Source organism: Methylobacterium sp. PvR107 (genome assembly GCF_017833295.1).
Classification (GTDB): Bacteria; Pseudomonadota; Alphaproteobacteria; order Rhizobiales; family Beijerinckiaceae; genus Methylobacterium.
The window spans coordinates 1,101,663-1,127,698 of sequence record NZ_JAFIBW010000001.1 but is presented as its reverse complement, the minus strand read 5'-3'; the positions used below and the strand labels follow the sequence as shown (position 1 = coordinate 1,127,698).

Here is a 26,036-nt window from a genome sequence, read left to right as displayed (position 1 = left end):
CGCGGATGTCAGCCGTCTTCCTGGTACAGAAGCGTGAGCGTACCGAGAAGACTGCCTACCACGGCGGGGAACCAGGCCGCCACCGGTGCAGCGACGAGTCCGGACGCGCCCAGCCCCTCCATGACCTGTCGGATCACGTAGAGAGCGAAGCCGGCCGCGACGCCACCGAGGACGAGTTTGCCGACACCACCAAAGCGGAAGAACCGTAAGGAAACGGTTGCCGCGACGATAACCATGGCGACGAACAGCACCGGCCTTGCCCACAGCACATCGTACTGAAGGCGGTATCGCGTGGCGTCCAAACCGGCCCGCTCGGTGCGCGCGATGGTTGTGGGAAGTTGCCAGAAAGGCACAGATTCCGGAGGCGTGAAGCGCTGGCGCACCTGCCCGGGGTCCAGGTTCGAGGCGATCAGGTAGGTGTCGAACGACTCAGGGGGTGCGTCCGGTGTGAGAACGCGCACATCGGAGAGCTCCCAGTAGCCGTCGCGGAGCGTCGCGCGCGCCGCGACGAGCTGCTCGGCGAACTTTCCGGCCTCGTCGAAGGTGAAGACCGAGACGCCCGCGAGCGTCGTGGTACCTTCGATCGCGGTTTCGGCGCGCAGGATCGCCTCGCCGTCGGGACCCCGCTGGCGGATCCAGAGATCCTTGCCCGAGCCGGCCTTGGTGGCTTTGGCGAAAATCTTCGCCTCGATCTCGGTCGAGCGCTGCTTCAGCATCGCCGAGACCGGGTTGTAGACCCCGACCGCCACTGCGCCGAGCGCCAACGCTACGAAGACGCCGGGCTGCAGGAACTGCCACGCCGAGATCCCGGCGGCCCGGGCGACCACCAGTTCCAGCTTGCGCGAGAGTTGCAGCAGGGCCGCCATCGACCCGAACAGGACCGCGAAGGGCAGCACGCCTTCCGCCACCGCGGGGGTGCGGTAGAGGGAGAGCTGGGCCATGAGCCCCGTGGAAGCGCCCTGGGTCTCGCCGGCGCGGCGCAGGAGCTCGACGAAATCCAGCGTGTAGACCAGCGCGAAGACGGTGACGAAGACGCCGAGCACCGTGCGGGCGAAGCGGGCGGCGAAGTACCGCCCGAGGGTCGGACCGATCAGCATCATCGGATCAGGCCGCCGGCGCGAGGCGCTGCCCGCGCACCAAGCCCCAGGTTCCTCGGACCAGGGCGGCGTTGAACGCGCGCACCCGCGGGCCGAAGAAGATCAGGAGGCAGGAGAGCGCGATGGCGAGCAGCGGCGCGCCGTAGACGGCCGCCACCGCACCCTGGCTGCGCGCGGCGGCGCTCGCTGCCGCGAAACCCGCGATGCGCAGGCCGACCACCGCGAGGATCGCCCCGGCGACCGCCAAGCCGCGTCCCTGGCGGGTCGTGCGGGGATCGCCCAGAGCCGCGAAGGCGATGAAGACGAGCGCCAGCGGGTAGAGGCATGCGGAGAGCCGGTCGTGCAGCTCGGCCCGGAAGCGGCCTTTCTGGAGCTTATAGTAGCCCTCGGTCGTATCCGGGAACAGGAGCTGCGCCGTCGAGCGCTCGCGCGGCTTGTAGATCGTGTCGGAATCGGGCGGCGCGAACGCGGCGAGGTCGATCGTGTAGCGCTCGAAGGTCAGGATCGAGGAATCGCGCGAGTCCTTCTGCTGCTGGTGGACGCTGCCGTTCTCCAGGATCAGGTAGCTCTGTCCATCGATATCGACCGCGTTGCCCCGGTCGGCGAGATAGACCTTGGTCTTTCCGGCCTCGCGCCGGTCCTGGATGAACAGCCCCTTGAGGGTGCCGCCCGGCCCGCGCTCGCGAAAATGGAAGGTGATGCCGTTGTCGAGCTGAGTGAACTGCCCCTCCTTGACGACATTGGCGATGAAGTCGCCGCGGACCCGGGTGATCACGTCGCGCAGCTCTTGGAAGCTCGCCGGCATGACCACAACCACCAGGAAGCCGACCAGGAAGCTGACGATCAGCGCCAGTGTCAGGAACGGCCGCAGGAGCGAGCGCGGCGGCATCCCGGCCGCCGACATGACGATCAGCTCGGAATCGCCGTTGAGCTTGTTCAGCGCGTAGATCGTGCCGATGAACAGGGCCACCGGGGCGATCACCACGAGCAGCGTCGGCAGCGACAGGCCCGTGACGAACAGGAACACCAGCAGGGTCTGCCCCTTGGCGGTCACGAGGTCGAGCTCGCGCAGCGCCTGCGTGAGCCAGATCGTCCCGGTCAGCCCGACCAGGCAGGCGAGGGTGGCGCCCAGGGCGATGCGAAAGATGTAGCGTTCGATCTGCCTCATCGGCCCGGCAGTCCCGCTCGTCCTCTGGCGTAAGGCCGCAAACCGGATCGGCTGAACCGCTTCGCACGCAGGCTGGCACGCCCGTCATTCCGGGACTGCGCAGCAGGGCCGGAATGACGGCGTCGTCGGTATCCGCCTCATCCAAGCCCAAAACGGTGCGATGCGTTAACCCGCGTCCGTGACCCTACTCTCTCGCGCCCTCGGAAGGGCAGGGACCCGACAAAAGGGGCGATTCCAGGGCTGTCGCGCCGCGTTGCGTTCTCCGCATCAGCGGCTACACAGGGCGGATGACCTGTGCGGCGCGCGGGTGCGTAGTGCAGCTCCGGGATAACGGTCAGGGCGACGGGCATGGCGGACGGTATCGAGATCGGTTTCGGCCCCCTGGAACAGAGCGGCCAGGGTTCCGGCGGATCGGGCGATCTCGTGGTTTTCGTCGGTGACGATCTCGTCCTCGGAGCGGCCGCCCGCGACGTGTTGGGCGCCCCCGGGGCGGATCTCGTCGCCCGCGCCGCGTCCTCGGAGAAGTTCAAGGGCCGGTCGCTGACGGCCCTGAGCCTCCCGGCCCCTTCGGGCGTCAAGGCCGACCGCCTCGTCGTCGTCGGCCTCGGCTCCGAGAAGGACCGTGCCAAGACCGACTGGCCGGTGCTCGGCGGCTTCACCGCCAGCAAGGTGGCGGGACGGACCGCCCGGGTGGTGCTCGACTGGCCGGGCGCGACGGTGACGGCGGCGCAGGCCGGCGAGTTCGCCCTCGGCGCGCGGCTGCGCAACTACACATTCGACCGCTATAAGACCAAGAAGAAGCCCGATGCCGACGAGAAGTCCGGCACGGCGCTGACCCTCCTGCTCGCCGACCAGGGCGCGGCGCGCGCGGGCGAGAACGCCCGGACGCTCTCGGAGAGCGTGATCCTGGCGCGCGACCTCGTGAACGAGCCGCCGAACGTGCTCTTCCCGGAGGAATTCGCCCGGCGGGCCTCGGACCTGTCGAAGCTCGGCGTCGAGATCGAGGTGCTGGAGCCCGCGCGGATGCACGAGCTCGGCATGGGCGCGCTGCTGGCCGTGGCTCAGGGCTCCGTCCGCGAGCCGCGGGTCGTCATCATGCGCTGGAACGGCGGCCCCGCCGGCGAGGCCCCCGTGGCCCTGATCGGCAAGGGCGTGATCTTCGATTCCGGCGGCATCTCCATCAAGCCCGGCGGCGGCATGGAGGACATGAAGGGCGATATGGGCGGCGCGGCCGCCGTCGTCGGCGCGGTTCGCGCGCTCGCGGCCCGCAAGGCGCGCTGCAACGTGGTCGGCGCCATCGGCATCGTCGAGAACATGCCGGACGGCGGCGCCTACCGGCCCTCCGACATCGTGACGTCGATGTCGGGCCAGACCATCGAGGTGATCAACACCGACGCCGAGGGTCGACTCGTTCTGGCCGACGTGATCACCCACATCGTCCGCAGCGCCAAGCCCAAGGCGATCGTCGACCTCGCGACGCTGACCGGGGCCATCATCGTGGCACTCGGCCAGGACATTGCCGGGATGTTCTCGAACGACGACACGCTGGCGGGCAACATCAACGCCGCCGGCGAGGCCACCGGCGAGAAGGTCTGGCGGATGCCGCTGATCCCCGCCTACGACAAGGCGATCGATTCCAAGTTCGCCGACATGAAGAACACCGGCGGCCGTCACGGCGGCGCCGCCACCGCGGCCTCGTTCATCAAGCGCTACGTCGAGGACGTGCCGTGGGCGCATCTCGACATCGCCGGCGTGGCGATGTCGTCGAACGCGAGCGAGATCAACCGCAGCTGGGGCGCGGGCTGGGGCGTCCGGCTGCTCGACCGGCTGATCCAGGATCATTACGAGGCCCGGTAGGATCGCGGGCGGACCGCCATCGGGTCCGTTCCGTAAGCGGGCCAACCGCGCGATTCGGACTCCGCGCCCGGCTCGGGAGCCTGCATGATGCCTGCGCCGTCGCAAGCCGCATTCGAACCGGCCCGCACAAGCGTCGCGGTTCGGCGGCACCGGAGCGGCAGCCTGCTGGAGGCGTCGATCCCGATCCTAGCCATGCTGGTCGCCCTGGCGCTCGTGGCAGGGACCGGCTTCAGCCAGCGCTCGGCGGTCCCTGAGGTCGCCGAGCCCTGGGTCTTCGGGTACTTCGCCGGGCGCTATCCGCTCTTCGCCTTCGCGCTGGTCTACGGTCTGGCGCATCTTGCGACCACGGCGGCGGAGCCCGGCCCGGCCTCCGTGCCGCGCCGTCTCCTGTTTGGCCTCGCGGGCGCGGCGATCCTGCTGCTCGCCGGCCTCTACCCGACCTTCGGGGGCCTCGTCCTGCGCGCCGGCTTCGCCACGGGCGGGATGGCGTTCCTCACGCACCAGCCCCTCTGGCTGGCCTACGGGCTGGGCGCGGGCGTGGCGGCGGCGGTGTTCGGCGGCGTGCTCGGCCTGTTCGTGATCGCGGCGAACCGCGCCCTGAGGCCGCGGCTCCGCAGGGTCGGCTCGGGCCTCCTGGCCTTCCTGGCCCTCTGGTTCGGCGCGGCAATGATCGGTCTCGGCGGCAGCCTGGGACTCGGTCCCTGGCCGCACCGCGCGCTGCGGCCCGACGAGGCCGGTCTGGCAGCGCTCCTCCTGGTCGCCGCCGCCCTGCCGCATGCCGCGCTGGCGACATTGAGCCGGCGTCGTCGAGCCCCCTAGGGCCTCTGCCTTGCGGGCCGGCCTCTGTTCCCGCAGAGTTGGCGAGTTGTGCGTTGGGGGGACTCGGCCGTCCAGAGCCGTGCCCACGGGAGGCATCGCGATGCATGTGGCGAACGTGATCGAGCACGGCGCTCAAGCGCCCAGGTCCGTACCGATGCCGTCCCCACCGAGCGATCGGGCGTCGGATCGGCCCTGGCTGGCCTCGTATCCGGCCGGTGTCCCGGCAGACATCGACGTGGCGAGCCTGGGAACGCTCGTCGATCTCTTCGAGACCAGCGTGGCCGCCTTCGCCGATCGCCCGGCGATGCTGTGTTTCGGCTCGACCATGACCTATGCCACCCTCGGGCAGCAGGCGCGGGACCTCGCGGCCTGGCTGCAGGGGCAGGGTCTGGCAAAGGGCGACCGCGTCGCGATCATGCTGCCGAACGTGCCGGCCTACGCGGTGGCGATCTTCGGCGTCCTCCTCGCCGGCGGCACGGTGGTCAACACCAATCCGCTCTACACGCCCCGCGAATTCGCCCAGCAGATCAACGATTCGGGCGCGCGGATCCTGATCGTCCTGGAAAACTTCGGTGCCACAGTCGCGGCAGCGCTGCCAGACGTGACACTCGAGCGGGTTGCCCTGGTCGGCCCCGGTGACGGACTCGGGCTCAAAGGTCAGGTGATCAACCTGGCGAGCCGCCACGTGCGCAAGGCGGTGCCGCCGTTCCAATTGCCGGACGGCCTGGCGATCCCGTTCACCGGCGTCCTGCGCCGGGGCCGCAGCCTGCCGCCGGCCTCGGCGCGGGTCGAGCCGGAGGATCTGGCGTTCCTGCAATACACCGGCGGCACGACCGGCATCGCCAAGGCCGCGATGCTCAGCCACCGCAACATCATGGCCAATGTCGAGCAGTCGCAGCTCTGGTTCAACTCGAAGGATCCGAGCATCCGGCGCTGCGCGGTGACGGCACTGCCGCTCTACCATATCTTCGCGCTGACCGCGTGCTTCTTCCAGTTCATGCGCAATGGCGGCGCGTGCCTGCTGATCCCGAACCCGCGCGACTGCGACGGCATGGTGAAGACGCTGAGCCGGACCCACTTCACCCACCTGATGGGCGTCAACACGCTGTTCAACGTGCTGATCAACCATCCGAAGATCGGCACGGTGGATTTCTCGCATCTCGACTTCGTGGTCGGTGGCGGCACGGCCGTGCAGCGGGCCGTGGCCGAGCGCTGGAAGGCACTGACCGGCAACACGATCATCGAGGGCTACGGCCTGTCGGAGACCTCACCGGTTGTGTGCGTCAACCCGCACGGGATGCGCGACTTCTCCGGCACGATCGGCTTCCCGCTTCCCTCCACCGAGGTCTCGATCCGCGATGTCGCCGGGCAGGTCGCGCCCGTCGGGCAGCCGGGGGAGATCTGCGTCCGCGGCCCGCAGGTGATGCGCGGCTACTGGAACCGCCCCGAGGAGACGGCCCGCGCGATGACCCCGGACGGGTTCTTCCGCACGGGCGACGTCGCGGTGATGCAGGCCGACGGCCAGTTCCGCATCGTCGACCGGATGAAGGACATGATCCTCGTCTCGGGATTCAACGTCTATCCGAACGAAGTCGAGGACGTCCTGGCCGCCCATCCGGCCGTGCTCGAATGCGCCGTGGTCGGCGCGCCGAGCGAGGAGACCGGCGAGATGGTCGTCGCCCACATCGTCCTGAAGGATCCGTCGGTCTCGACCGACGCCATCCGCGCCCACGCGCGCACGCAGCTCACCGGCTACAAGGTCCCCCGGCGGGTGGTCCTCCACGACACGCTGCCCAAGACCAATGTCGGCAAGGTGCTGCGCCGGATGCTGCGCGACGAGACGCCCCCGGCCTGATCACCGGATGCCGCCCTGCGTCGCGACGCCGCCCGCGCATCGCGTAACCGCGGCGCGCACGGCGCCGAAAGGTGAGGCTGCGGCGCTTGCGCCCCTGTCGGCCCGGGCCGATCTGTGGGTTGTGCGCACGGGACATCCAAGGAGGCGGCCATGTTGATCAAGCGCAAGCGCGGTTGGGAAATTCCCGAGCATCTGGTTACGCCGGAGGCCGTCTTCCTGAACCGGCGCACGCTGATCGGCGGTGCGGCCGGACTGGCGGCCGGATCGCTCCTGGGTGGCCGGGCTGTCCGCGCCGCCACGGGCGATCAGCCGCTCTACCCGGCGCCGCAGAACCCCGCCTACGCCCTCGACCGGCCGCTGACCCCGGAGCGTTTCAGCGCCGACTACAACAATTTCTACGAATTCGGCACGTCGAAGACCGTGCTGCCGGCCGCGAACGCGCTCAAGACCCAGCCCTGGACGCTGAAGATCGACGGGCTCGTGGAGAAGCCCTTCGAGATCGGCGTCGACGACCTGATCCGGAAGGTCGACCTCGAGGAGCGGCTCTACCGCCACCGTTGCGTCGAGGCGTGGTCTATGGCGGTTCCGTGGACGGGGTTCCCGCTCTCCAAGCTCGTGGCGCTGGCCAAGCCGACCTCGGGAGCGAAGTACATCCGCTTCGAGACCTTCATGGACAAGGCGATGGCGCCCGGTCAGCGCGCCTTCTTCTATCCCTGGCCCTACACGGAAGGCCTGACGCTCGCGGAGGCCGGGAACGACCTCGCCTTCATGGTCACCGGGATCTACGGCAAGCCGTTGCCCAACCAGTTCGGCGCGCCGATCCGCGTCGCCGTCCCGTGGAAGTACGGTTTCAAGTCGGCGAAGTCGCTGGTGAAGGTGTCGTTCACGGCCGACAGGCCGAAGACCTTCTGGGAAGGGCTGCAGGCGTCGGAATACGGTTTCTGGGCCAACGTGAATCCGGCCGTTCCGCATCCGCGCTGGAGCCAGGCATCCGAGCGCGTGCTCGGGACCGACCAGCGCGTGCCGACGCTGATCTACAACGGCTACGGCGAGCAGGTCGCCGGCCTCTACAAGGGGCTGGAGGGCGAGCGGCTGTTCGTGTGATGCGGCTTCCGTCCGAACGCGTCTGTCGCTGCGTTCCGCACGGTCATCACGAGTAAAGCGAAGGGGCCCAGGTCAGCGCGATGTCCGATTTCGTGGCGTCGCCTTGATCGCTTCGCGCCGCTCGCAAAGACGGCGGCGCTGACGTCACCCGCCGGACAGGGATGTGACCCGCGCGCAGCGCTCAGTAGGTCCAGCGCTGCGCCTTCGACACCAGGAAGTCGCGGAACGCCTGGACCCGGGCCACGGAGCGCATTTCCTCCGCATAGACCAGGTAGCTCTCGAGGCTCGGCATCTCGGTATCGCGCAGCACCTGAACAAGCTGCTGGTCGCCGTCGACCGCGTAATCCGGCAGGATCCCGATCCCCGCGCCCGCCTCCATGGCGCGCTGCAGGGCACCGATGTTGTTCACGGTGAGATGGACGTGGCGCCGCTCGCGCCCGTCGCGGCCGGCATCGGCCAGCCAGTGCGCGGCGAGGAGGTATGACGGCTCGTTGCCGCCGAACGACACGAGGCGATGGTCGTCGAGATCCTCGATGGTCTTCGGCTCGCCGAAGCGCTTGACGTAATCCTGGCTTGCGAACGCGTGGTAGTGGACGGTGAACAGCCGCCGCTGGATCAGATCCGGCTGGGCCGGACGCCGCATGCGGATGGCGACATCCGCCTCGCGCATGGCGAGATCGAGCTCCTCGTTGGTGAGGATCAGCTCGATCCGCACGTCCGGGTAGAGGTCGAGGAATTCGCCCACACGCTGCGACAGCCACGACGTCCCGAGTCCCACGGTCGTGGTCACCTTGAGGTCGCCCGTCGGCCGCTCGGAGGTCTCGACGAGGCGCGCCCGCGTGTTTTCCAGGCGGAGCTTCATGTCGCGCGCGGCGCGGAACAGAAGATCGCCCTGCTCGGTGAGGAGCAGGCCCCGCGCATGGCGGTGGAACAGCGGCGCCTTCAGCTCGCGCTCCAGCGCACTGATCTGCCGAGAGACGGCCGACTGGCTGAGCCCGATATCGTCGCCCGCCTTGGTGAAGCTGCCTGCCTCCGCGACGTTGAGGAAGATCCGGATCTTATCCCAATCCAAGGCAAGAACCCCTACCAGCGCAAGCTCGTCGCCCATGCCCGAGGGAGCCGGGCAAGCGGCGTACGAAGCGGATCACCGGGCGAACTGCGCGGTACCGATGGTTTAGAGGCACCCACGGCACCGCGCGGGTATGCAATTGCTGCATCCCGGCGCAGTCAGCACTCCTATGCGCATGGTGCATGATCCGGCGCAAGCACCCGGATCGGGAAGTTGTTGAAAGCGCCGCGTGCCAGCTCCGGTTGCAAGCTGGCCTTCGCATCTCACTCGGCCGCGGCAGCCTGGACCGGGCTCTCGCCGATCTCGAGATTGGCCAGGAACTTCTCGGCCTCGAGAGCGGCCATGCAACCCATGCCGGCGGCCGTGATCGCCTGCCGGTAGACGTCGTCCGTCACGTCGCCCGCCGCGAACACGCCCGGGATCTCGGTCTCTGCGGTGCCGGGCTTCACGGTCAGGTAGCCGCCATGTCGCATGGGCAGCTGCCCCTCGAAGATCGCGGTCGCCGGCTGGTGGCCGATCGCCACGAACACGCCGTCGGCCTTCACCTCGCTGATCTCCCCCGAGCGCGGATCCTTGAGCCGGACATGGGTCACGTTCGGCGCGGGCTTCTGCACGCCGCAGATCTCGGCGATCTCCCGGTGCCAGAGCACCTCGACGTTCGGATGCTTGAACAGGCGCTCCTGCAGGATCCGCTCGGCCCGGAAGCTGTCGCGGCGATGGACCACCGTCACCTTGCTGGCGATGTTGGCGAGGTAGAGCGCCTCCTCGACCGCGGTGTTGCCGCCGCCGACCACGATCACCTCCTTGCCGCGGAAGAAGAACCCGTCGCAGGTGGCGCAAGCGGAGACGCCACCGCCCTGGAAGGCCGCCTCGGAGGGAATGCCGAGCCACTTGGCCTGGGCGCCGGTGGCGATGATCAGGGCGTCGCAGGAATAGGTCTCGCCGGAATCGGCCTCCAGCTGGAACGGCCGCTGCTTGAGATCGACCTTCGTGATGTACTCGGAGACGATCCGGGTGCCGACATGCTCGGCCTGCAGGCGCATCTGCTCCATGAGCCACGGGCCCTGGATCGCCTCGGCGAAGCCCGGATAATTCTCGACATCCGTCGTGATCATCAGCTGGCCGCCCGGCTGGAAGCCGGAGATCAGCAGCGGCTCGACCATGGCGCGGGCGGCGTAGATCGCCGCCGTGTAGCCCGCGGGTCCCGAGCCGATGATCACGAGCTGGGCGTGGGTGTGGGCCATCTGTCTCGATCTCCTCAGGCTGGTCCGGCCGCCCGGCGCGCAGCATAGGCGTCCGCGAGCGCCTGCGCGATCACCGGCGTCGCGTCGATGGGCTTGTACGTCAGATCTGCCAACTGACCGGTGAACGGCCGCAGCGCTCCGGCGATCGCCAGCCCGGCGAACATCCGCCGATGCCGGATATAGGTGCGCGGCAAATCGAACAGCAGCACCGGTGCGCCGGTGGACACCGCCTCGCTGACCATGTTGGCCGAATCGGAGGTCACGACGATCGCCTCGGCCAGCGCCAGCATGGCCACGTAGGGGTTGTCGCCGGTGCCGTCCCAGAGGAAGCCTCCGGTCTCGGCGGCGAGCGCCTTGACGGCGTCCCGGAGCGGGTTCGGCGTCCGGCGGGAGATGGTCACCATCAGCCGGCAGCCCTGCGCGGCCAGCCCGCGGAGATCCTCCACGAGGCGGATCATATCGGTCTTGCGGTAGCTCAGGTGCCGGCTGTCGCCGCCGACCAGGACCGCGACGCGCGGTCCGTCGAGCCGGGCGAGCCGCGGGTCGGGCCGCGCCCGGGCCGCCTCCAGGCGCGCCGCGGTGACGAGGTGCGGCGCCGTCAGCGTCGTGAAGACGTTGGGACCGCGCAGATCGTCGTAATCCGGCACCCAGATGAAGTCGGCGCTGTCCGCGCCGGTCCGAGGATCCTTCAGGAAGGCCGTGAAGGTCCGACCGCCGGTGGCACGCCGCACCGCGCGCAGGTACGGGACCGACCGGCGCCCGGAGGCGATCAGGATGTCGGGGTAGGGGCCCGACAGGGCGCCGGCGCGGCGGCGCGGCCCCTCGCGCGGATCGATCGGCCCCCAGGGCGCCATCCAGCCGAACGGCCCGGATGCCGGCACCTGCCGGAGCTCGAAGGCAAGGCCCAGGGTCTCGGCGATGCCGACGCACTGGTTCTCGTCGCCGGCCTTGCCGTCCGTGACGATCCAGGCGCGGGCGCGGGCGAGTTCGGGCAGGCGCTCACGCCGCGAGTCCGGACTGCTGACCGGCGCGGTCTGCGCCTCCGACACGTCGATGCTTGCCATGCGCCTCACCGGATACGCCCCACACCACCGACCGGGGCCGGCGGCCGTCTTCTAGTCCCGAGGCAGGTCGCGGGCGAGCCATTGGGCGTAGATGTCGGCGATGGCGGCGAGCCGGCGTGGCTCGAATTGCGGATCGTACCACGCACCGCCGTAGCTCGACGGCGTCGCGGTCATCTGCGGGTAGCGCCCGAGCACCTGCCCCTTGGGCCCGACGAGCAGTGCCTCGCCCTCCATGTAGTCGGTCTGGAAGTTGCCGCCGAAACCCCGCTGGGCGCCGGCGCCGGCAAAGGGCCGCAGCGACAGGCTCGTCACCACGACCACGAGGCGCGGCCCGCGACCGCCGATCCGGCCAGAGAAATTCTTCCGCAGGGCGGCGGTCAGGTCATCGGCCAGCGCCTCGGCCTGCAGACCCGCCCCCTTGTCGCGGAGCGGCCGCACGTCGACCCGGACGTCGGAGAAGACCGATGTCGCGGGAAAATCGCTCGCCGCCGCGGATCCCGCGACGGCACCGAGGAGTAGGCCGGCGAGCCGGCTCCAGGAACGCGGCGGCATGGCTCAGGCGCCGTACTGGACGGCGACGACCTCGTAGGACTTGCCGCCGCCCGGCGTCGTGACCTCGACCGTGTCGCCGACGCCCTTGCCGATCAGCGCGCGGGCGATCGGCGAGGTGATCGAGACGCGGCCGGACCGCACGTCGGCCTCCGGCTCGCCGACGATCTGGTAGGTCTTCTCCTCGTCCGTGTCCTCGTCCACGAGCTTCACGGTGGCGCCGAACTTGATCTTGTCGCCCGAGAGCTTGGTGACATCGATCACTTCGGCCCGCGCGATCATGCTCTCCAGTTCCATGACGCGGCCCTCGTTGTGCGACTGCGCCTCCTTGGCGGCGTGATACTCGGCGTTTTCCGACAGATCGCCCAGGGCGCGCGCTTCCGCGATCGCCTGGATGATGCGCTGGCGCTCCACCTGCTGACGGTGCTTCAGCTCCTCTTCGAGGGCTGCGAGCCCGCGCACCGTGATCGGAACCTTGTCTATCGCCATCGTCTCGCGCCACAATGAAGAGGCCCGGCCGAGAGTGTAGCACTCCCTCCGGGCCACGAAATGAAGTCAGCGGAACCCTGAGGTTCAGGCCGCGAAGTATTCCTGCAACGCACGAACCTTGAGATCGCCTTCTAGATAGGCCTTGATCCCCTCGGCCGCGGCCATCGCGCCGGCTAGAGTGGTGTAATACGGCACCTTATGCAAGAGGGCCGCGCGGCGGAGCGACCGCGAGTCCGACAGGGCGCCGGCTCCTTCCGTCGTGTTCAGGACGAGGTGGATTCCGCCGTTCTTGATGGCGTCGACCACGTGCGGCCGGCCTTCAAGCACCTTGTTGATCCGCTCGGTCGGGACGCCGTTCTCGACGAGATAGCGCTGCGTGCCGCCGGTTGCCACGATGCTGAAGCCGAGATCGGACAACAGCTTCATGGTCGGCAGGATGCGGGCTTTGTCGGCGTCCCGCACCGAGACGAACACGGAGCCGGCCTTCGGTACCTGGGTGCCGGAGCCGAGCTGGCTCTTGGCGAAGGCGACGCCGAAGCTGGCATCGAGCCCGATGACCTCGCCGGTGGAGCGCATCTCCGGCCCGAGGAGCACGTCGACCCCCGGGAAACGCGCGAAGGGGAACACGGCCTCCTTCACGGCGATATGCGGCAGGGTCTTCCGCTTGAGCCCGAAGCTCGCCAGCGGCTCGCCGGCCATGATCCGCGACGCGATCTTGGCGATCGGCTCACCGATCACCTTGGCGACGAACGGCACCGTGCGCGAGGCGCGGGGGTTCACCTCCAGCACGTAGATCGTGCCGTCCTTGATGGCGTACTGGACGTTCATCAGGCCGACGACGTTCAGCGCCAGCGCCATCGCTTTCGTCTGCCTCTCCAGTTCGTCCATGGTCTCGGGCGAAAGCGAGCGCGGCGGCAGCGAGCAGGCCGAATCGCCGGAATGGATGCCGGCCTCCTCGATGTGCTCCATGATGCCGGCGACGAACACGTCCTTGCCGTCGCAGACCGCATCGACGTCGACCTCGACCGCATCCGACAGGTAGCGGTCGAACAGCAGCGGGTTCTTGCCCAGCACCGTGTTGATCTGGCCGGTCTTGTCGTTCGGGTAGCGGGCCTTGACCTCGGAGGGGATCAGGCTCGGCAGCGTGTCGAGGAGGTAGTCGGCGAACTGCGTCTCGTCGCGGATGATCGCCATGGCGCGGCCGCCGAGCACGTAGCTCGGGCGGACCACGAAGGGCAGGCCGAGATCGGCCGCGACCAGCCGGCTCTGCTCCACCGAGTAGGCGATGCCGTTCTTCGGCTGCTTCATCGCGAGCTTGTCGAGGAGCCGCTTGAACTGGTCGCGGTCCTCGGCGAGGTCGATCGCGTCGGGCGAGGTGCCGAGGATCGGCACGCCGGCGGATTCCAGCGCCCGGGCGAGCTTCAGCGGGGTCTGGCCGCCGAACTGCACGATCACCCCGTGGAGGGTGCCGGCCTGCCGCTCGGTCTCGATGATCTCCAGCACGTCCTCGGCGGTCAGCGGCTCGAAATAGAGCCGGTCCGAGGTGTCGTAGTCGGTCGAGACCGTCTCCGGGTTGCAGTTGACCATGATGGTCTCGTAGCCCGCGTCCGAAAGCGCGTAGCAGGCGTGGCAGCAGCAATAATCGAACTCGATGCCCTGGCCGATCCGGTTCGGGCCGCCGCCGAGGATCACGACCTTGTTGCGGTCCGAGGGCTGCGCCTCGTCGACCACCGCGCCCGCGAACGGCGCCACGTAGGTCGAGTACATGTAGGCGGTCGGCGACTTGAACTCGGCCGCGCAGGTGTCGATCCGCTTGTAGACCGGTCGCACGGCGAGCGCCCGCCGGGCCGCGCTGACGGCGGCCTCGTCGGTCTTGGCCAGCACCGCGAGGCGGGCATCAGAGAACCCGGCCGCCTTGAGCTGGCGGAAGGCGCCAGGCGTCGTCGGCAGGCCGTGGGCCTTCACCCGGTTCTCCAGGTCGATGATCGCCTGGAGCTGCTCCAGGAACCACGGGTCGATCTTGCAGGACGCGTAGACCTGCTCGTGGCTGACGCCCAGCCGCAGGGCCTGCGCGACCTTGAGCAGCCGGTCCGGGGTCGGGGTGCCGATGGCGGCCTTGATGGCGTTGTGGTCGTCGCCCTTGCCGAGCCCCTCGATCTCGATGTCGTCGAGGCCGGTCAGGCCGGTCTCAAGCGAGCGGAGGGCCTTCTGGAGCGATTCCGCGAAGCAGCGGCCGATCGCCATGGCCTCGCCGACCGACTTCATGGCGGTGGTCAGCGTCGGCTCGGCGCCCGGAAATTTCTCGAACGCGAAGCGCGGGATCTTGGTGACGACGTAGTCGATCGTCGGCTCGAACGAGGCCGGGGTCGCGCCGCCGGTGATGTCGTTGGCGATCTCGTCCAGCGTGTAGCCGACCGCGAGCTTGGCCGCGACCTTGGCGATCGGGAAGCCGGTCGCCTTCGAGGCCAGCGCCGAGGAGCGCGAGACGCGCGGGTTCATCTCGATCACGATCATGCGCCCGTTCTCGGGGTTGATCGCGAACTGGACGTTCGAGCCGCCGGTCTCGACGCCGATCTCGCGGAGCACCGCCAGCGATGCGTCGCGCATCACCTGGTATTCCTTGTCGGTCAGCGTCAGCGCCGGGGCGACGGTGATCGAATCGCCCGTGTGGACGCCCATCGGGTCGATATTCTCGATGGAGCAGACGATGATGCAGTTGTCGTTCCTGTCGCGGACGACCTCCATCTCGTACTCTTTCCAGCCGAGCACGCTCTCCTCGATCAGCACCTCGTTGGTCGGCGAGGCGTCGATGCCGCGCTCGACGATGTCGAGGAATTCTTCCCGGTTGTACGCAATGCCACCGCCCGTGCCGCCCATGGTGAAGGACGGGCGGATGATCGCCGGCAGGCCGACCTCGGCCAAGGCCATCAGGGCCTGCCCGATGGCGTGCTCGCCGTAGCGCTTGCGCCGATCGCTTTCGCCCGCCATCCAGCCCTTCTCGAAGGCTTTCAGCGCGGCTTGGCGCGCCTCTGGATCCGCGTTGGCGGATTCGATTCGGGCGACCTCGGCGAGGTATTTCTCGCGATCTGCCTTCTTGGCGGCGGAGGCGTTGGCGAGCGCCGATTTCGGGGTGTCGAGCCCGATCTTGGTCATGGCGTCGCGGAACAGGCTCCGGTCCTCGGCCTTGTCGATGGCCTCGGCGGTGGCTCCGATCATCTGCACGCCGTACTTGGCGAGCACGCCCATCTTCTGGAGCGAGAGGGCGCAGTTCAGCGCCGTCTGGCCGCCCATGGTCGGGAGGATCGCGTCGGGGCGCTCCTTCTCGATGATCTTGGCGACGATCTCCGGGGTGATCGGCTCGACATAGGTCGCGTCCGCCATGTCCGGATCGGTCATGATCGTCGCGGGATTCGAATTGACCAGGACGATCCGGTAGCCCTCCTCGCGGAGCGCCTTGCAGGCCTGGGTGCCGGAATAGTCGAATTCGCAGGCCTGTCCGATGATGATCGGACCCGCACCGATGATCAGGATCGAGGAGATGTCGGTGCGCTTGGGCATCGGAGGCCTTGTCAGGCCAAGCGCGCCCGATCGGGCACGGCTCGTTTCAGCCCTGCTCCCGGACGCGCGTGGCGGGATTGTCGTTGAGCCCCGCGTTTACACGGGCCACGGGCGCATTGGAAGGCCGGTGCAACCGCGAAGCCGGGCTACGCGCCCGGCGCATGGCACTTGTGAGAAACCGGCTCAGAATCCGGCGTGAAGTGCGGCCAGCGCACGGTCGATCGACAGGTAGAACATCCCGAAGGCAACCACGGCAGCGGCCGCGAACTCGACGGCGACGTTGGAGAGCGTCTGCGCGCGGCGCAGCGCCTCGCGGCCGAAATAGACGGAGACCCAGGCGAGGGCGAGAACCGCCGGCATGGCAAACAGGTAGGAGACCGTACTCTCGACGCGGTCGAGGCCGCCCGTCGGATCGATCAGGGCCCGGATGTTGCGCACCCAGGGGGCGTAGAAGGCGGCGTAGAGGGCGGTCAGCCAGGACAGGCCCACGGCGACCCCGAGATGGAAGGTGAAGCTGCGGTGCAGGCGAGAGAAGTCGTCGCGCGCCTCGTCGATGGTCATCCGGCATTCCCCTGCGACGGGCCCCCGCCGGCGGGCGCGGATGCGCCGCCGTTCACAGGCCGTCGTAGGGGCATTTAAGCCGTCCGATCTGGCGGATTTTATGGCCTCGGCGCGGCCCGATTGGGGTCCGGTCTCAGGCGCCCTTCGCGGTCTCCGGCTCGCCGGAGCGCATCAGCGTCACGAACCGCTCGAACAGATAGTGGCTGTCGCGCGGGCCCGGCGACGCTTCCGGATGGTGCTGCACCGAGAAGGCGGGGCGGTCCGTCAGAGTCAGGCCGCAATTCGAGCCGTCGAACAGGGACACGTGCGTCTCAATGGCCGAATCCGGCAGGCTGTTCGGATCGACCGCGAAGCCGTGGTTCATCGAGACGATCTCGACCTTGCCGGTCGTCTTATCCTTCACCGGGTGATTCGCGCCGTGATGCCCCTGGCCCATCTTCACGGTCCGGCCGCCGAGGGCGAGGCCCATGAGCTGATGGCCGAGGCAGATGCCGAAGGTCGGCACCTTCTCATCCAGCAGCCTGCGGATCACCGGGACCGCGTAGGCGCCGGTGGCCGCCGGGTCTCCTGGGCCGTTCGACAGGAACACCCCGTCCGGCTTCATCGCCAGGATCTCGTCGGCCGTCGTGGTGGCGGGGACCACGGTGACGTCGCAGCCGGCCTGGGCGAGCAGCCGCAGGATGTTGCGCTTCACCCCGTAATCGATGGCGACGACCTTCAGGCCCTCGCCGGGCGCGCGCTGGCCGTAGCCGTTGCCCAGCGCCCAGACGGTCTCCGACCATTCCGACGGCGCCCTGCTGGTCACCGGGGGCACGAGGTCCAGGCCCTCCATGGGCGCGAGGGCCGCGGCGCGGGCCTTCAGGGCCGCGCGGTCGAACTGGCCCTGGGGATCATTGGCGATCACCGCGTTCGGCATGCCCTCGTCACGGATGCGGGCCGTGAGCGCCCGGGTGTCGACGCCGGTGATTCCGACGATGCCGCGGGCCTTGAGCCAGCCGTCGAGGTGGGAGGACGAGCGCCAGCTCGACGGCTTCGTCACCGCCGAGGCGATCACCGTGCCGCGGACGCCCGAGGCGGGCGCCGCATCCAGGCTTTCCAGATCCTCGTCGTTGGTGCCGACATTGCCGATATGCGGGAATGTGAAGGTGACGATCTGCCCGGCATAGGACGGGTCGGTCAGGATCTCTTGGTAGCCGGTCATCGCCGTGTTGAAGCAGACCTCGCCGTCGGCGATTCCGGTCTGTCCGATGCCGAAGCCCTCCAGGATGGTGCCGTCGGCGAGCACCAGCAGGGCCGTCGCCACGGGTTCGGCCCAGGGCTCGGGAGCCCGAGCCTCGGGGGCATGCGCGGCGGCGTCTTGCAGCATGGGTCGAGTCTCGCTTATGTCCGGCCAAAGGCGGGCGCCGGGTTGCGGCGCTCTCGGCTTGCGGCACGATCGTGTGCGGCGCTCTTAGCGAGCGGCCCGCGATGGGGTCAATGTGGCCTCGCTTCCCGCAGGGCTCAACACCCGCAAATCGCAGGCCAGCCCTTCGTTTCGACCTTTGGAAGGTTCACCCCAATGCTGCGCGCGCGCTTCACCACCGAGATGAAGGAGGCCATGAAGGCCGGCGACAAGGACAGGCTCGCCACCGTCCGGATGATCCAGGCCGCCCTCAAGGACCGGGACATCGAGGCCCGCGGCAACGGCAAGGAGCCGATCTCCGACGACGAGATCCTGTCGCTGCTCCAGAAGATGATCAAGCAGCGCACGGAATCGGCTGCCGTCTACGAGCAGGGCGGCCGCCCGGAACTCGCCGCCACCGAGCGCGCCGAGATCGCGATCGTCGAGAGCTTCCTGCCGAAGCAGATGGACGAGGCCGAGACGCAGGCGGCGATCGACGCGGCGATCGCGGAGACCGGCGCGGCGGGGCCGAAGGACATGGGCAAGGTGATCGCCGCCCTGAAGGGCCAGTTCGCGGGCCGGATGGATTTCGGCAAGGCGAGCGGCTTGGTGAAGGCGGCCTTGGCCGTGAAGGGCTGAAGCGCGCTCAACCCTCGCGGGCCGTTCGCGCCCTGACGTAGCTGCGCAGGACCGCGTTGATCGGGCTCTGATAGCCGGCGCCCTGATGCTTGAAATAACCAAGCACATCGGCATCCAGGCGGATCGAGACTGGGACCTTGCGGGGCGTCACGGTCACCTCGGCCCGCGACCAGTCGATATCGAGGGGCGCGGCATCCGGATCCCGGGCGACCGCGTCTGCCATCTCCGCATCGCTCAACGCGGCGATCCGGTCGAAACCAGTCGCGCCGGGGCAGCGCTCAGGCTGCAATAGGCGCCGTGTCGGCTTGCCTCGCATTGCGTCTCGCAGCCCTCGCGGAGATCATCCGGATGATGCCGGCTCGATCGGTCCAGACCAAAGCGATCACGCACCGATCCATCTTGCCGAGGCTGGCCTTCCGGACCTCGTCGTTCCTGACCGATTCGACACTCAGGTGCGGATGATCGAACAGGCCGATCGCGTCGCGAATATCGATGCCGTGCGTCTGAAGCTTGAGCACCCGTTTGCGCTCATCCCATTCGAAGCCGGCCCTCGGCATCCCATAGCCTGGGATCGACGCTGCGTCGCTACGAACGTCTATTCGTCCTCGCCTCCAAGGGTCCAAAAGGCACCGACCGATATGGTCCGGACACGCCGCGAAGCGGCCGTTCTCCACGCTATCCCCTGTCCGTCGCAAATCCGGCCGGGATGCGGGACTCCACCCCCTTAGCCACGCTAGACTGTACGGCCGAGCCAACCCCGTCGCAGGTCCCGTGCGCTATCCGCCGCATATTCTCGAGGAGATTCGCGCCCGGCTGCCGGCCTCGTCGGTGGTGGGGCGGCGCGTACAGCTCAAGAAGGCCGGTCGCGAGTGGCGCGGCCTGTCGCCGTTCAACGCCGAGAAGACGCCGTCCTTCTACGTGAACGACCAGAAGCAGTTCTATCACTGCTTCTCCTCCTCCAAGCACGGCGACATCTTCACCTTCCTAATGGAGACGGAAGGGCTGAGCTTCCCCGAGGCCGTCGAGCGGCTGGCAGGGGAAGCCGGTGTGAGCCTACCCGCACAGACCGAGGACCACCGGGAATCCGAGACCAAACGCGCCGGGGCCATCGAGGTGATGGAGATGGCGGCGCGATGGTTCGAGGACCGGCTACAATCCGGGCAGGGCAGCGAGGCGCGCGCCTACCTCGAACGCCGTGCCCTCGGCCGCGAGATCCAACAGCGCTTCCGCCTCGGCTACGCGCCAAGCGAGCGCTACGCCCTGCGCGATCATCTGGCTGGTAAGGGCGTCGACAAGGCGCTGATGGTCGAGCTCGGCCTGCTCGCCGCGGGGGAGGGCGTCTCGGTCCCGTACGATTATTTTCGCGACCGGGTGATGTTTCCGATCACCGACACCCGCGGCCGGGTCGTGGCCTTCGGTGGCCGGGCGCTCGCCAAGGAGGTGCGCGCCAAATACCTGAACTCGCCCGAGACGCCGCTCTTCCACAAGGGCCGCACGCTCTACAACCTCCAGGGAGCCCGCAAGGCCGCGCACGAGCGGAGCTCGATCATCGCGGTCGAGGGCTATGTCGACGTCATCGCCATGACGCTCGCCAATCATCCCGAGACGGTCGCGCCCCTCGGTACCGCGCTGACGGAAGACCAGCTCGGGCTGCTCTGGCGGCACGCCGACGAGCCGATCCTCTGCTTCGACGGCGACAAGGCCGGACAGCGCGCGGCCTTCCGGGCGCTGGACCTCGCGCTGCCGCTCCTCGAGCCCGGCCGGTCGCTTCGGATCGCGCTGTTGCCGGGCGGCCAGGATCCCGACGACCTGCTGCGCTCGGGCGGCCCCGGGGCGATCGATCAGGTGCTGACGGCCGCTCTGCCCCTCTCGGAACTGCTGTGGCGTCGCGCCCTGGAGGCCGGGCCGATCGACACGCCCGAGCGACGCGCCGGTCTGACCCAGACGCTGCGCACCACCGTGGCTTCGATCCGCGACGAGACGGTGCGTCGCTACTACCGCGACGACATCGAGGAACGCCTGCGCGGGCTGTCGCCCCGCGGCGCCCGCGCAAGCGGGCCGGGGCCCCGCGGCCGACCGCGCTTCGTCCGGCCCGGCGAACCGGTCTCGCCGCGCATCACCGGCAGCCCGAGCCCTTCGATGACCGCCTCTGCCGGGTTCACCGGCGCCGCGTCGGTGCGCGAGGCGGTGATCGTCGGCAGCCTGCTGGCCCATCCCGAGATGATCGCCGAGTTCGGTGAGGAGATCGGCGATCTCGACTTCGAGGATCCGGATGCGCGGGGATTACTGTCGGTCCTGCTGGCCTGTGCGGCCGAGGACGAGCGGACTGCCCCCGAAGTGTTGCAGAACCGCATCAACCGCGCCGGACTTGCAGTCGCGGCCGACAGGATCCTTGCCCTGGCGCGCTCGCGGGACCGCGCGACCCTGGCCCCGCATGCCGACCCCGCACTCCGCGCAGACGCGCTCAGACAGGCGATGATCTTGCACCGGCAGGCAGGAGCGCTACATAGCGAACTTCGCGAAGCACGGCAGGCGTTTGAGAACGATCCGACCGATGCCGGATGGGCATGGCTCTGCGAAGTGAAGGCGAGGCTGGAGACCGTCATCGCTGCCGAGGCTGAAGCCGACGTCCCGGGGTCGAGCGACTCGACGGCCGCGTGATCGCTGTGCAATGGCGGTGGTGGCGGGCGAAATCCTGCCATAGTTAACAATCGGTCAAGCCTCGGGCTTGCATACGGAAACCGACGACTCAAGGCGACTGGAGCGATCCGGCGCCGTTCTCATATAGCGGCGCCGCCGGCGTGGGATGGCCTCACTCGGGCCTCCGCGGCGCGCCGCACGCGAAACAATAGGCTGATCATGGCGACGAAGGCAACGGAACGGGACGAGACGGACGCTGCCCCCGAGCAGCAGACCGACGGGCCGCTCCTCGACCTGACGGATGCTTCGGTCAAGCGGATGGTCAAGCTCGCCAAGAAGCGCGGCTACGTGACCTATGAAGAGGTCAACGAGGTTCTGCCCGAGGGTCAGTCCGATCCGGACCAGCTCGAAGACGTGCTGTCGCAGCTCTCCGAGATGGGCATCAACGTCGTCGAAGCCGAGGAGACCGATGAGGCGGCCGGCGAGAAGGCCGCTGAGGGCGAGGAAGAGGAGGCCGAGGGCGGCGAGGTCGCGGAGGTCGCGCCGGCGCGCGCGGTCACCGTCGCGACCACCACCAAGGAGCCGACCGACCGCACCGACGATCCGGTGCGCATGTACCTCCGCGAGATGGGCTCGGTGGAGCTCCTGTCCCGCGAGGGCGAGATCGCCATCGCCAAGCGCATCGAGGCCGGCCGAGAGGCGATGATCGCGGGCCTCTGCGAGAGCCCGCTGACCTTCCAGGCGATCATCATCTGGCGCGACGAGCTCGTGGAGGGCAAGGTCCTCCTGCGCGACATCATCGATCTCGAGGCGACCTACGCGGGGCCGGACGGCAAGAACGCGCCGCAGATCGCCGAGGGCGAGGAATCCGAGGACGGCGAGCCGCCGGCGCCGCCCGAGGGCGGCGATGACGAGGACGACCTCGAGAACAACGTCTCGCTCGCCGCCATGGAAGCCGAGATCAAGCCGCGGGTCCTTGAGACCTTCGACGCGATCGCCGCCAATTACCGCAAGCTGCGCAAGTCGCAGACCGAGGGCACGGAGCGGAAGGCCGCGGGTGAGAAGAACACCCCGGCGCAGGACCAGAAGCAGATCGAGCTGAAGGACACCGTCGTCGCCGACGTGAAGTCGCTGTCGCTCAACAACAACCGCATCGAGGCGCTGGTCGGCCAGCTCTACTCGATCAACAAGCAGCTGATCGGCCACGAGGGCCGGCTCATGCGCTACGCCGAGAGCCACGGCGTGGCCCGCGACGAATTCCTCCGGCACTACCAGGGCTACGAGCTCGATCCGAACTGGATGGAGCGCGTCGGCACGCTTGGCGGCAAGGGCTGGAAGAACCTGGTCGAGCGCGGCTCGAAGCAGGTCGGGGAGTTGCGCGCGCAGATCCTCGATCTCGCCTCCGAGACGGGCCTCGAGATCGGCGAGTACCGCCGCATCGTCAACATGGTCCAGAAGGGCGAGCGCGAGGCCCGTCAGGCCAAGAAGGAGATGATCGAGGCGAACCTGCGCCTCGTGATCTCGATCGCCAAGAAGTACACGAACCGCGGCCTGCAGTTCCTAGACCTGATCCAGGAGGGCAACATCGGCCTGATGAAGGCCGTGGACAAGTTCGAGTACCGGCGCGGCTACAAGTTCTCGACCTACGCGACGTGGTGGATCCGGCAGGCGATCACCCGCTCGATCGCCGACCAGGCCCGGACCATCCGCATCCCGGTGCACATGATCGAGACGATCAACAAGATCGTCCGGACCTCGCGCCAGATGCTCCACGAGATCGGCCGCGAGCCGACCCCGGAGGAGCTGGCCGAGAAATTGGCCATGCCGCTGGAGAAGGTCCGGAAGGTCCTGAAGATCGCCAAGGAGCCGATCTCCCTCGAGACGCCGATCGGCGACGAGGAGGACAGCCACCTCGGCGACTTCATCGAGGACAAGAACGTCGTCCTGCCGATCGACGCGGCGATCCAGTCGAACCTGCGCGAGACCACCACGCGCGTGCTCGCCTCGCTCACGCCCCGCGAAGAGCGCGTCCTGCGGATGCGCTTCGGCATCGGCATGAACACCGACCACACCCTCGAGGAGGTCGGCCAGCAATTCTCGGTGACCCGCGAGCGCATTCGTCAGATCGAGGCGAAGGCGCTGCGCAAGCTGAAGCACCCGTCGCGCAGCCGGAAGCTCCGGAGCTTCCTGGACAACTGAGCCTCGCCGCGGCTTCGGCCGCGGTGCTTTCTCCGCTTACCGCGTTGCCACGGCGCTGCGCGGCATCCAATCTGGCGCCATGCTCGAACGCCGCCCGCCAACGCCCGGATCGCCGACGGCCTTCGCGGATGGCTCGGAGGCCGACGACGTGCCCTTCGGCGCGCTCCAGCCCTCTGTCGGCATCCGTGACTGGCTGCTCGGCGAGGGCGCGCGGATGCCCAACGCCGAGGAGATGCTCGCCGGCTTGGCCGAGCGGCTGATCGCCGTCGGCGTTCCGGTGGACCGGGCCTCCACGGCGATCGACACCCTGCACTCGGAATATGCCGGTGTCGGCCGGATCTGGACCCGGGACGGCGGCACCACGGTCCGGCTGTTCCCGCACGGCGCGCGCTCGACCGATGCCTATCTCAACAGTCCGTTCCACACCGTCCACGAGACCGGGAAGTGGCTGATCCTCGACCTCTCCGAGACGCCGGACGACGCCTACGCGATCATCCCGGACCTGAAGGCCGGCGGCTACACCCACTACGTCGTGGCGCCGCTGTTCTTCACCAACGGCACCCGGAACGGCATCACCTTCGCCACCCGCGCGCCGGAGGGCTTCGGCGCGGATGACATCGCGATCCTGCGCTTCGTGATGCCGGCGCTCGCCGCCGTGGTGGAGATGCGCGTCCTGAACAAGCAGCTGGACCACGTCCTGCGGCTCTACGTGGGCGACGAGCCGCACCGCGCGATTCTGGCGGGGGACATCCGACGGGGTCAGGTCACGCGGATCCGCTCGGCGATCCTCTTCGCCGACATGCGCGACTACACCCGAACCACGGCTGACATGACTCCCGAGGAGGCGGTCGGCCTGCTCAACGTGTTCTTCGACTGCCTCGTGCCGCCGATCGAGCGGGAGGGCGGCGAGGTGCTGAAGTATCTCGGAGACGGCCTGCTGGCGATCTTCCGCGAGTCCGGCGACGATCTCGGCGGCGCCGCCAAGGGCGCGCTCACGGCCGCCCAGCACGCCCTCGCGGCCCTCGACGAGGCCAACGCCCTGCACCAGTTCCCGGTCCCGGTGGCCGCCGGCATTGCGCTCCATCACGGCGAGGCGGCCTACGGCAATGTCGGCTCGGGCTCGCGGCTCGACTTCACGGTGATCGGTCGCGACGTGAACCTCGCAAGCCGCCTCGCGCAGCTGAACCGCATCCTCGGCGAGCCGCTGCTGATGTCGAAGCCGTTTGTCGATTTCCTTTGGGGCGATCCGATCCCTCTCGGTGAGCACCAGCTGAACGGCTTCGCGGAGCCCATGGCGGTGTTCCGCCCGAAGTTCCTGCGCCCGCGCAAGCCAAGCTGACGGCCGCGACGCGCCGAGTGGATCGTGCGGGCGAACCGCCCTCTTGAGCGGGCGAAAGGGGCAGCGCCTCCGGGAATCGGCGCGATCTGTACCCGCGTGCGGCGCAGGGTTCCCCGGTCTTCAGAATTGCCAGGCCGGGACGAATTCCGAACGATAGGTTGTCGGCTGGCAACCCCAGGCCGGATCGATCATTCCGGCGAGGGCTTGACGCGCCAGCGCGCTTGTTCGGGAAAGGACATCCCCGGGAACATCCAACTGTTCCAGGATGTCGAGACAGGCAGACAAACAGGCGCGCAGTTGGCCCACGTGAAAGGCGTTGGCGGCGAACTCTTCTCGCAGCCCGTAGCTGTACACCCACGGATGCAGAGAGATCCCTGCCGCCGGCAGTGTCAGGGCGAGCCCCGCTTCGGCGTAACGAAATCCGGCGGCGAACGTCCTTCTCCGCCTGCAAAAGCGGCTGGCGCCGAGCCGCGCCTCCGCCCGCGCCGGACAGATCGGGATCATCCGATCGTACAGAGCCAGTACCGCATCTTCGGGCTCGTCCAATGCCTCCATGAGGTCAGCAGCACAGAGCAAGCCGATGTAGATCTCTTCGTTCCAATATCCCAAATCTGCGCGCTTCAGATAGTATTCTAAAGCTTTCCGAGGCTCGCCGCCGTCTCGGTACGAGTTCGCCAAATAGAAGGTGTACCGAGCGACCATGAAAGGATCGGCCTCGACGGCCAGGGCGCCTTCCAGCACGGCGATGTCTCGCGATTCGGTCCTGACGTCGCGGTGACGTGCCCCATCGTTTCCGCGACGCATTGCGAGCGGCAGGGTCGGCAGACTCGGATGTCCGGGACATTCCAGAAATTCGTGCAGAACGCCGCGGTAACGCCAATCCATCCGGTTGTCGACGAGTTGTGTCCGCCAGTATCGGGTGGGTCCGTCGACGATCTCGAGCATGTATCCGGGCTCAGAAAGCCGGGGCATCACAAACCGCTCCGGATCAATCAACGCGTCATCGGCGTCGATGATCAGCGAATAATCGGCATGCGGACGCGCGAGCGCCAAGGCCTCGGTCCGGTTGAGGGCGAAATCAACCCAGGGCCGCTCCACGAGAGCACCGGGCAGATCGACCAACGCTGCACGGATGACATCCTGGGTGCCATCGGTCGATCCGGTGTCAACGATGACCCAGTGATCGATAAGCGGCCGAACGGAATCTAAGCATCGGTGGATGACATGAGCTTCGTTCCGCACAATCATTGACAGGCAAATCGTCTGACCAAAATTATTCATATCACATCCCGGCCGATCACTTTAAAATTGCGAGGACATAGACGACGAAAGCCGCCGGCTTCACCGCGATCGTGAGAGGAGGCAACGCTGAGACGCTGGAATCGCACGGAAAGACGCGGACCG

General features: G+C 68.3%; 21 protein-coding genes. 8 read left to right on the top strand and 13 right to left on the bottom strand.

Features of this window, described 5'->3' with window-relative positions:
• Window positions 1-8: 8 nt before the first annotated feature.
• Together lptG and lptF are read right to left on the bottom strand one after the other, a co-directional pair.
• On the bottom strand, window positions 9-1,097 hold the full coding sequence (gene lptG, locus JOE48_RS05185; RefSeq protein WP_210035571.1) for an LPS export ABC transporter permease LptG: 1,089 nt from the start codon (window positions 1,095-1,097) through the stop codon (window positions 9-11).
• A 7-nt stretch (window positions 1,098-1,104) separates the two neighbouring features.
• The gene (gene lptF / locus JOE48_RS05180; RefSeq protein ID WP_210028453.1) at window positions 1,105-2,265 is read right to left on the bottom strand and encodes an LPS export ABC transporter permease LptF; all 1,161 of its coding nucleotides are present in this window, start codon (window positions 2,263-2,265) and stop codon (window positions 1,105-1,107) included.
• 348 nt (window positions 2,266-2,613) lie between these two features.
• Between lptF and JOE48_RS05175 the strand changes: the two genes are divergently transcribed.
• The 4 genes from JOE48_RS05175 to msrP all read left to right on the top strand — a co-directional run bounded on the left by JOE48_RS05175 (window position 2,614) and on the right by msrP (window position 7,900).
• The gene (locus tag JOE48_RS05175) at window positions 2,614-4,122 is read left to right on the top strand and encodes a leucyl aminopeptidase (protein WP_210028452.1); all 1,509 of its coding nucleotides are present in this window, start codon (window positions 2,614-2,616) and stop codon (window positions 4,120-4,122) included.
• 84 nt (window positions 4,123-4,206) lie between these two features.
• Window positions 4,207-4,941 carry a hypothetical protein gene (locus tag JOE48_RS05170; RefSeq protein ID WP_245252715.1) on the top strand — a complete coding sequence of 245 codons (735 nt, stop codon included), beginning with the start codon at window positions 4,207-4,209 and terminating at the stop codon, window positions 4,939-4,941.
• A 154-nt stretch (window positions 4,942-5,095) separates the two neighbouring features.
• Window positions 5,096-6,796 carry an AMP-binding protein gene (locus JOE48_RS05165; protein ID WP_245253109.1) on the top strand — a complete coding sequence of 567 codons (1,701 nt, stop codon included), beginning with the start codon at window positions 5,096-5,098 and terminating at the stop codon, window positions 6,794-6,796.
• A 150-nt stretch (window positions 6,797-6,946) separates the two neighbouring features.
• Window positions 6,947-7,900 (top strand): protein-methionine-sulfoxide reductase catalytic subunit MsrP, encoded by a 954-nt coding sequence (gene msrP / locus JOE48_RS05160; RefSeq protein WP_210028449.1) that lies wholly within the window; start codon window positions 6,947-6,949, stop codon window positions 7,898-7,900.
• A gap of 181 nt (window positions 7,901-8,081) precedes the next feature.
• On the opposite strand, the gene JOE48_RS05155 is transcribed toward msrP, so the two are convergent.
• From JOE48_RS05155 to carA, 8 genes are all read right to left on the bottom strand, one after another.
• Complete coding sequence (locus tag JOE48_RS05155) at window positions 8,082-8,972, bottom strand: LysR family transcriptional regulator (protein WP_192709032.1); 891 nt, start codon at window positions 8,970-8,972, stop codon at window positions 8,082-8,084.
• Window positions 8,973-9,232: 260 nt separating this feature from the next.
• Window positions 9,233-10,213: a thioredoxin-disulfide reductase gene (trxB, locus tag JOE48_RS05150; protein ID WP_210028447.1), complete on the bottom strand. Its 981-nt coding sequence runs from the start codon at window positions 10,211-10,213 to the stop codon at window positions 9,233-9,235.
• Between the two features lie 14 nt (window positions 10,214-10,227).
• Window positions 10,228-11,277, bottom strand: a complete 1,050-nt coding sequence (locus JOE48_RS05145) for a mitochondrial fission ELM1 family protein (RefSeq protein WP_210028446.1) — start codon at window positions 11,275-11,277, stop codon at window positions 10,228-10,230.
• A 51-nt stretch (window positions 11,278-11,328) separates the two neighbouring features.
• Window positions 11,329-11,829 (bottom strand): hypothetical protein, encoded by a 501-nt coding sequence (locus JOE48_RS05140; protein ID WP_210028445.1) that lies wholly within the window; start codon window positions 11,827-11,829, stop codon window positions 11,329-11,331.
• Window positions 11,830-11,832: 3 nt separating this feature from the next.
• Complete coding sequence (gene greA, locus JOE48_RS05135; protein ID WP_210035569.1) at window positions 11,833-12,309, bottom strand: transcription elongation factor GreA; 477 nt, start codon at window positions 12,307-12,309, stop codon at window positions 11,833-11,835.
• 90 nt (window positions 12,310-12,399) lie between these two features.
• Window positions 12,400-15,873: a carbamoyl-phosphate synthase large subunit gene (gene carB / locus JOE48_RS05130; protein WP_210028444.1), complete on the bottom strand. Its 3,474-nt coding sequence runs from the start codon at window positions 15,871-15,873 to the stop codon at window positions 12,400-12,402.
• A gap of 183 nt (window positions 15,874-16,056) precedes the next feature.
• The gene (locus tag JOE48_RS05125) at window positions 16,057-16,434 is read right to left on the bottom strand and encodes a hypothetical protein (RefSeq protein WP_210028443.1); all 378 of its coding nucleotides are present in this window, start codon (window positions 16,432-16,434) and stop codon (window positions 16,057-16,059) included.
• Between the two features lie 133 nt (window positions 16,435-16,567).
• On the bottom strand, window positions 16,568-17,800 hold the full coding sequence (gene carA, locus JOE48_RS05120) for a glutamine-hydrolyzing carbamoyl-phosphate synthase small subunit (RefSeq protein ID WP_210028441.1): 1,233 nt from the start codon (window positions 17,798-17,800) through the stop codon (window positions 16,568-16,570).
• Window positions 17,801-17,992: 192 nt separating this feature from the next.
• On the opposite strand from carA, the gene JOE48_RS05115 reads away from it, so the two are divergent.
• Window positions 17,993-18,454, top strand: a complete 462-nt coding sequence (locus tag JOE48_RS05115) for a GatB/YqeY domain-containing protein (RefSeq protein ID WP_210028439.1) — start codon at window positions 17,993-17,995, stop codon at window positions 18,452-18,454.
• A gap of 7 nt (window positions 18,455-18,461) precedes the next feature.
• Here JOE48_RS05115 and JOE48_RS05110 read toward each other — a convergent pair whose 3' ends face one another.
• Both JOE48_RS05110 and JOE48_RS05105 read right to left on the bottom strand, forming a co-directional pair.
• Complete coding sequence (locus tag JOE48_RS05110) at window positions 18,462-18,770, bottom strand: BrnA antitoxin family protein (protein ID WP_409518560.1); 309 nt, start codon at window positions 18,768-18,770, stop codon at window positions 18,462-18,464.
• Window positions 18,733-19,011, bottom strand: coding sequence for a BrnT family toxin (locus JOE48_RS05105; protein ID WP_210028436.1), 279 nt, complete (start codon window positions 19,009-19,011; stop codon window positions 18,733-18,735). The genes JOE48_RS05110 and JOE48_RS05105 overlap by 38 nt, the downstream gene beginning before the upstream one ends.
• 214 nt (window positions 19,012-19,225) lie before the next feature.
• Between JOE48_RS05105 and dnaG the strand changes: the two genes are divergently transcribed.
• From dnaG to JOE48_RS05090, 3 genes are all read left to right on the top strand, one after another.
• Complete coding sequence (gene dnaG, locus JOE48_RS05100) at window positions 19,226-21,115, top strand: DNA primase (protein WP_210028434.1); 1,890 nt, start codon at window positions 19,226-19,228, stop codon at window positions 21,113-21,115.
• A gap of 198 nt (window positions 21,116-21,313) precedes the next feature.
• Entirely contained in the window at window positions 21,314-23,293 is a 1,980-nt protein-coding gene (gene rpoD, locus JOE48_RS05095; protein WP_210028433.1) for an RNA polymerase sigma factor RpoD, read from the top strand.
• A 79-nt stretch (window positions 23,294-23,372) separates the two neighbouring features.
• The gene (locus tag JOE48_RS05090) at window positions 23,373-24,632 is read left to right on the top strand and encodes an adenylate/guanylate cyclase domain-containing protein (protein WP_210028432.1); all 1,260 of its coding nucleotides are present in this window, start codon (window positions 23,373-23,375) and stop codon (window positions 24,630-24,632) included.
• A 120-nt stretch (window positions 24,633-24,752) separates the two neighbouring features.
• On the opposite strand, the gene JOE48_RS05085 is transcribed toward JOE48_RS05090, so the two are convergent.
• On the bottom strand, window positions 24,753-25,913 hold the full coding sequence (locus JOE48_RS05085; protein ID WP_210028430.1) for a glycosyltransferase: 1,161 nt from the start codon (window positions 25,911-25,913) through the stop codon (window positions 24,753-24,755).
• Window positions 25,914-26,036 lie beyond the last annotated feature (123 nt).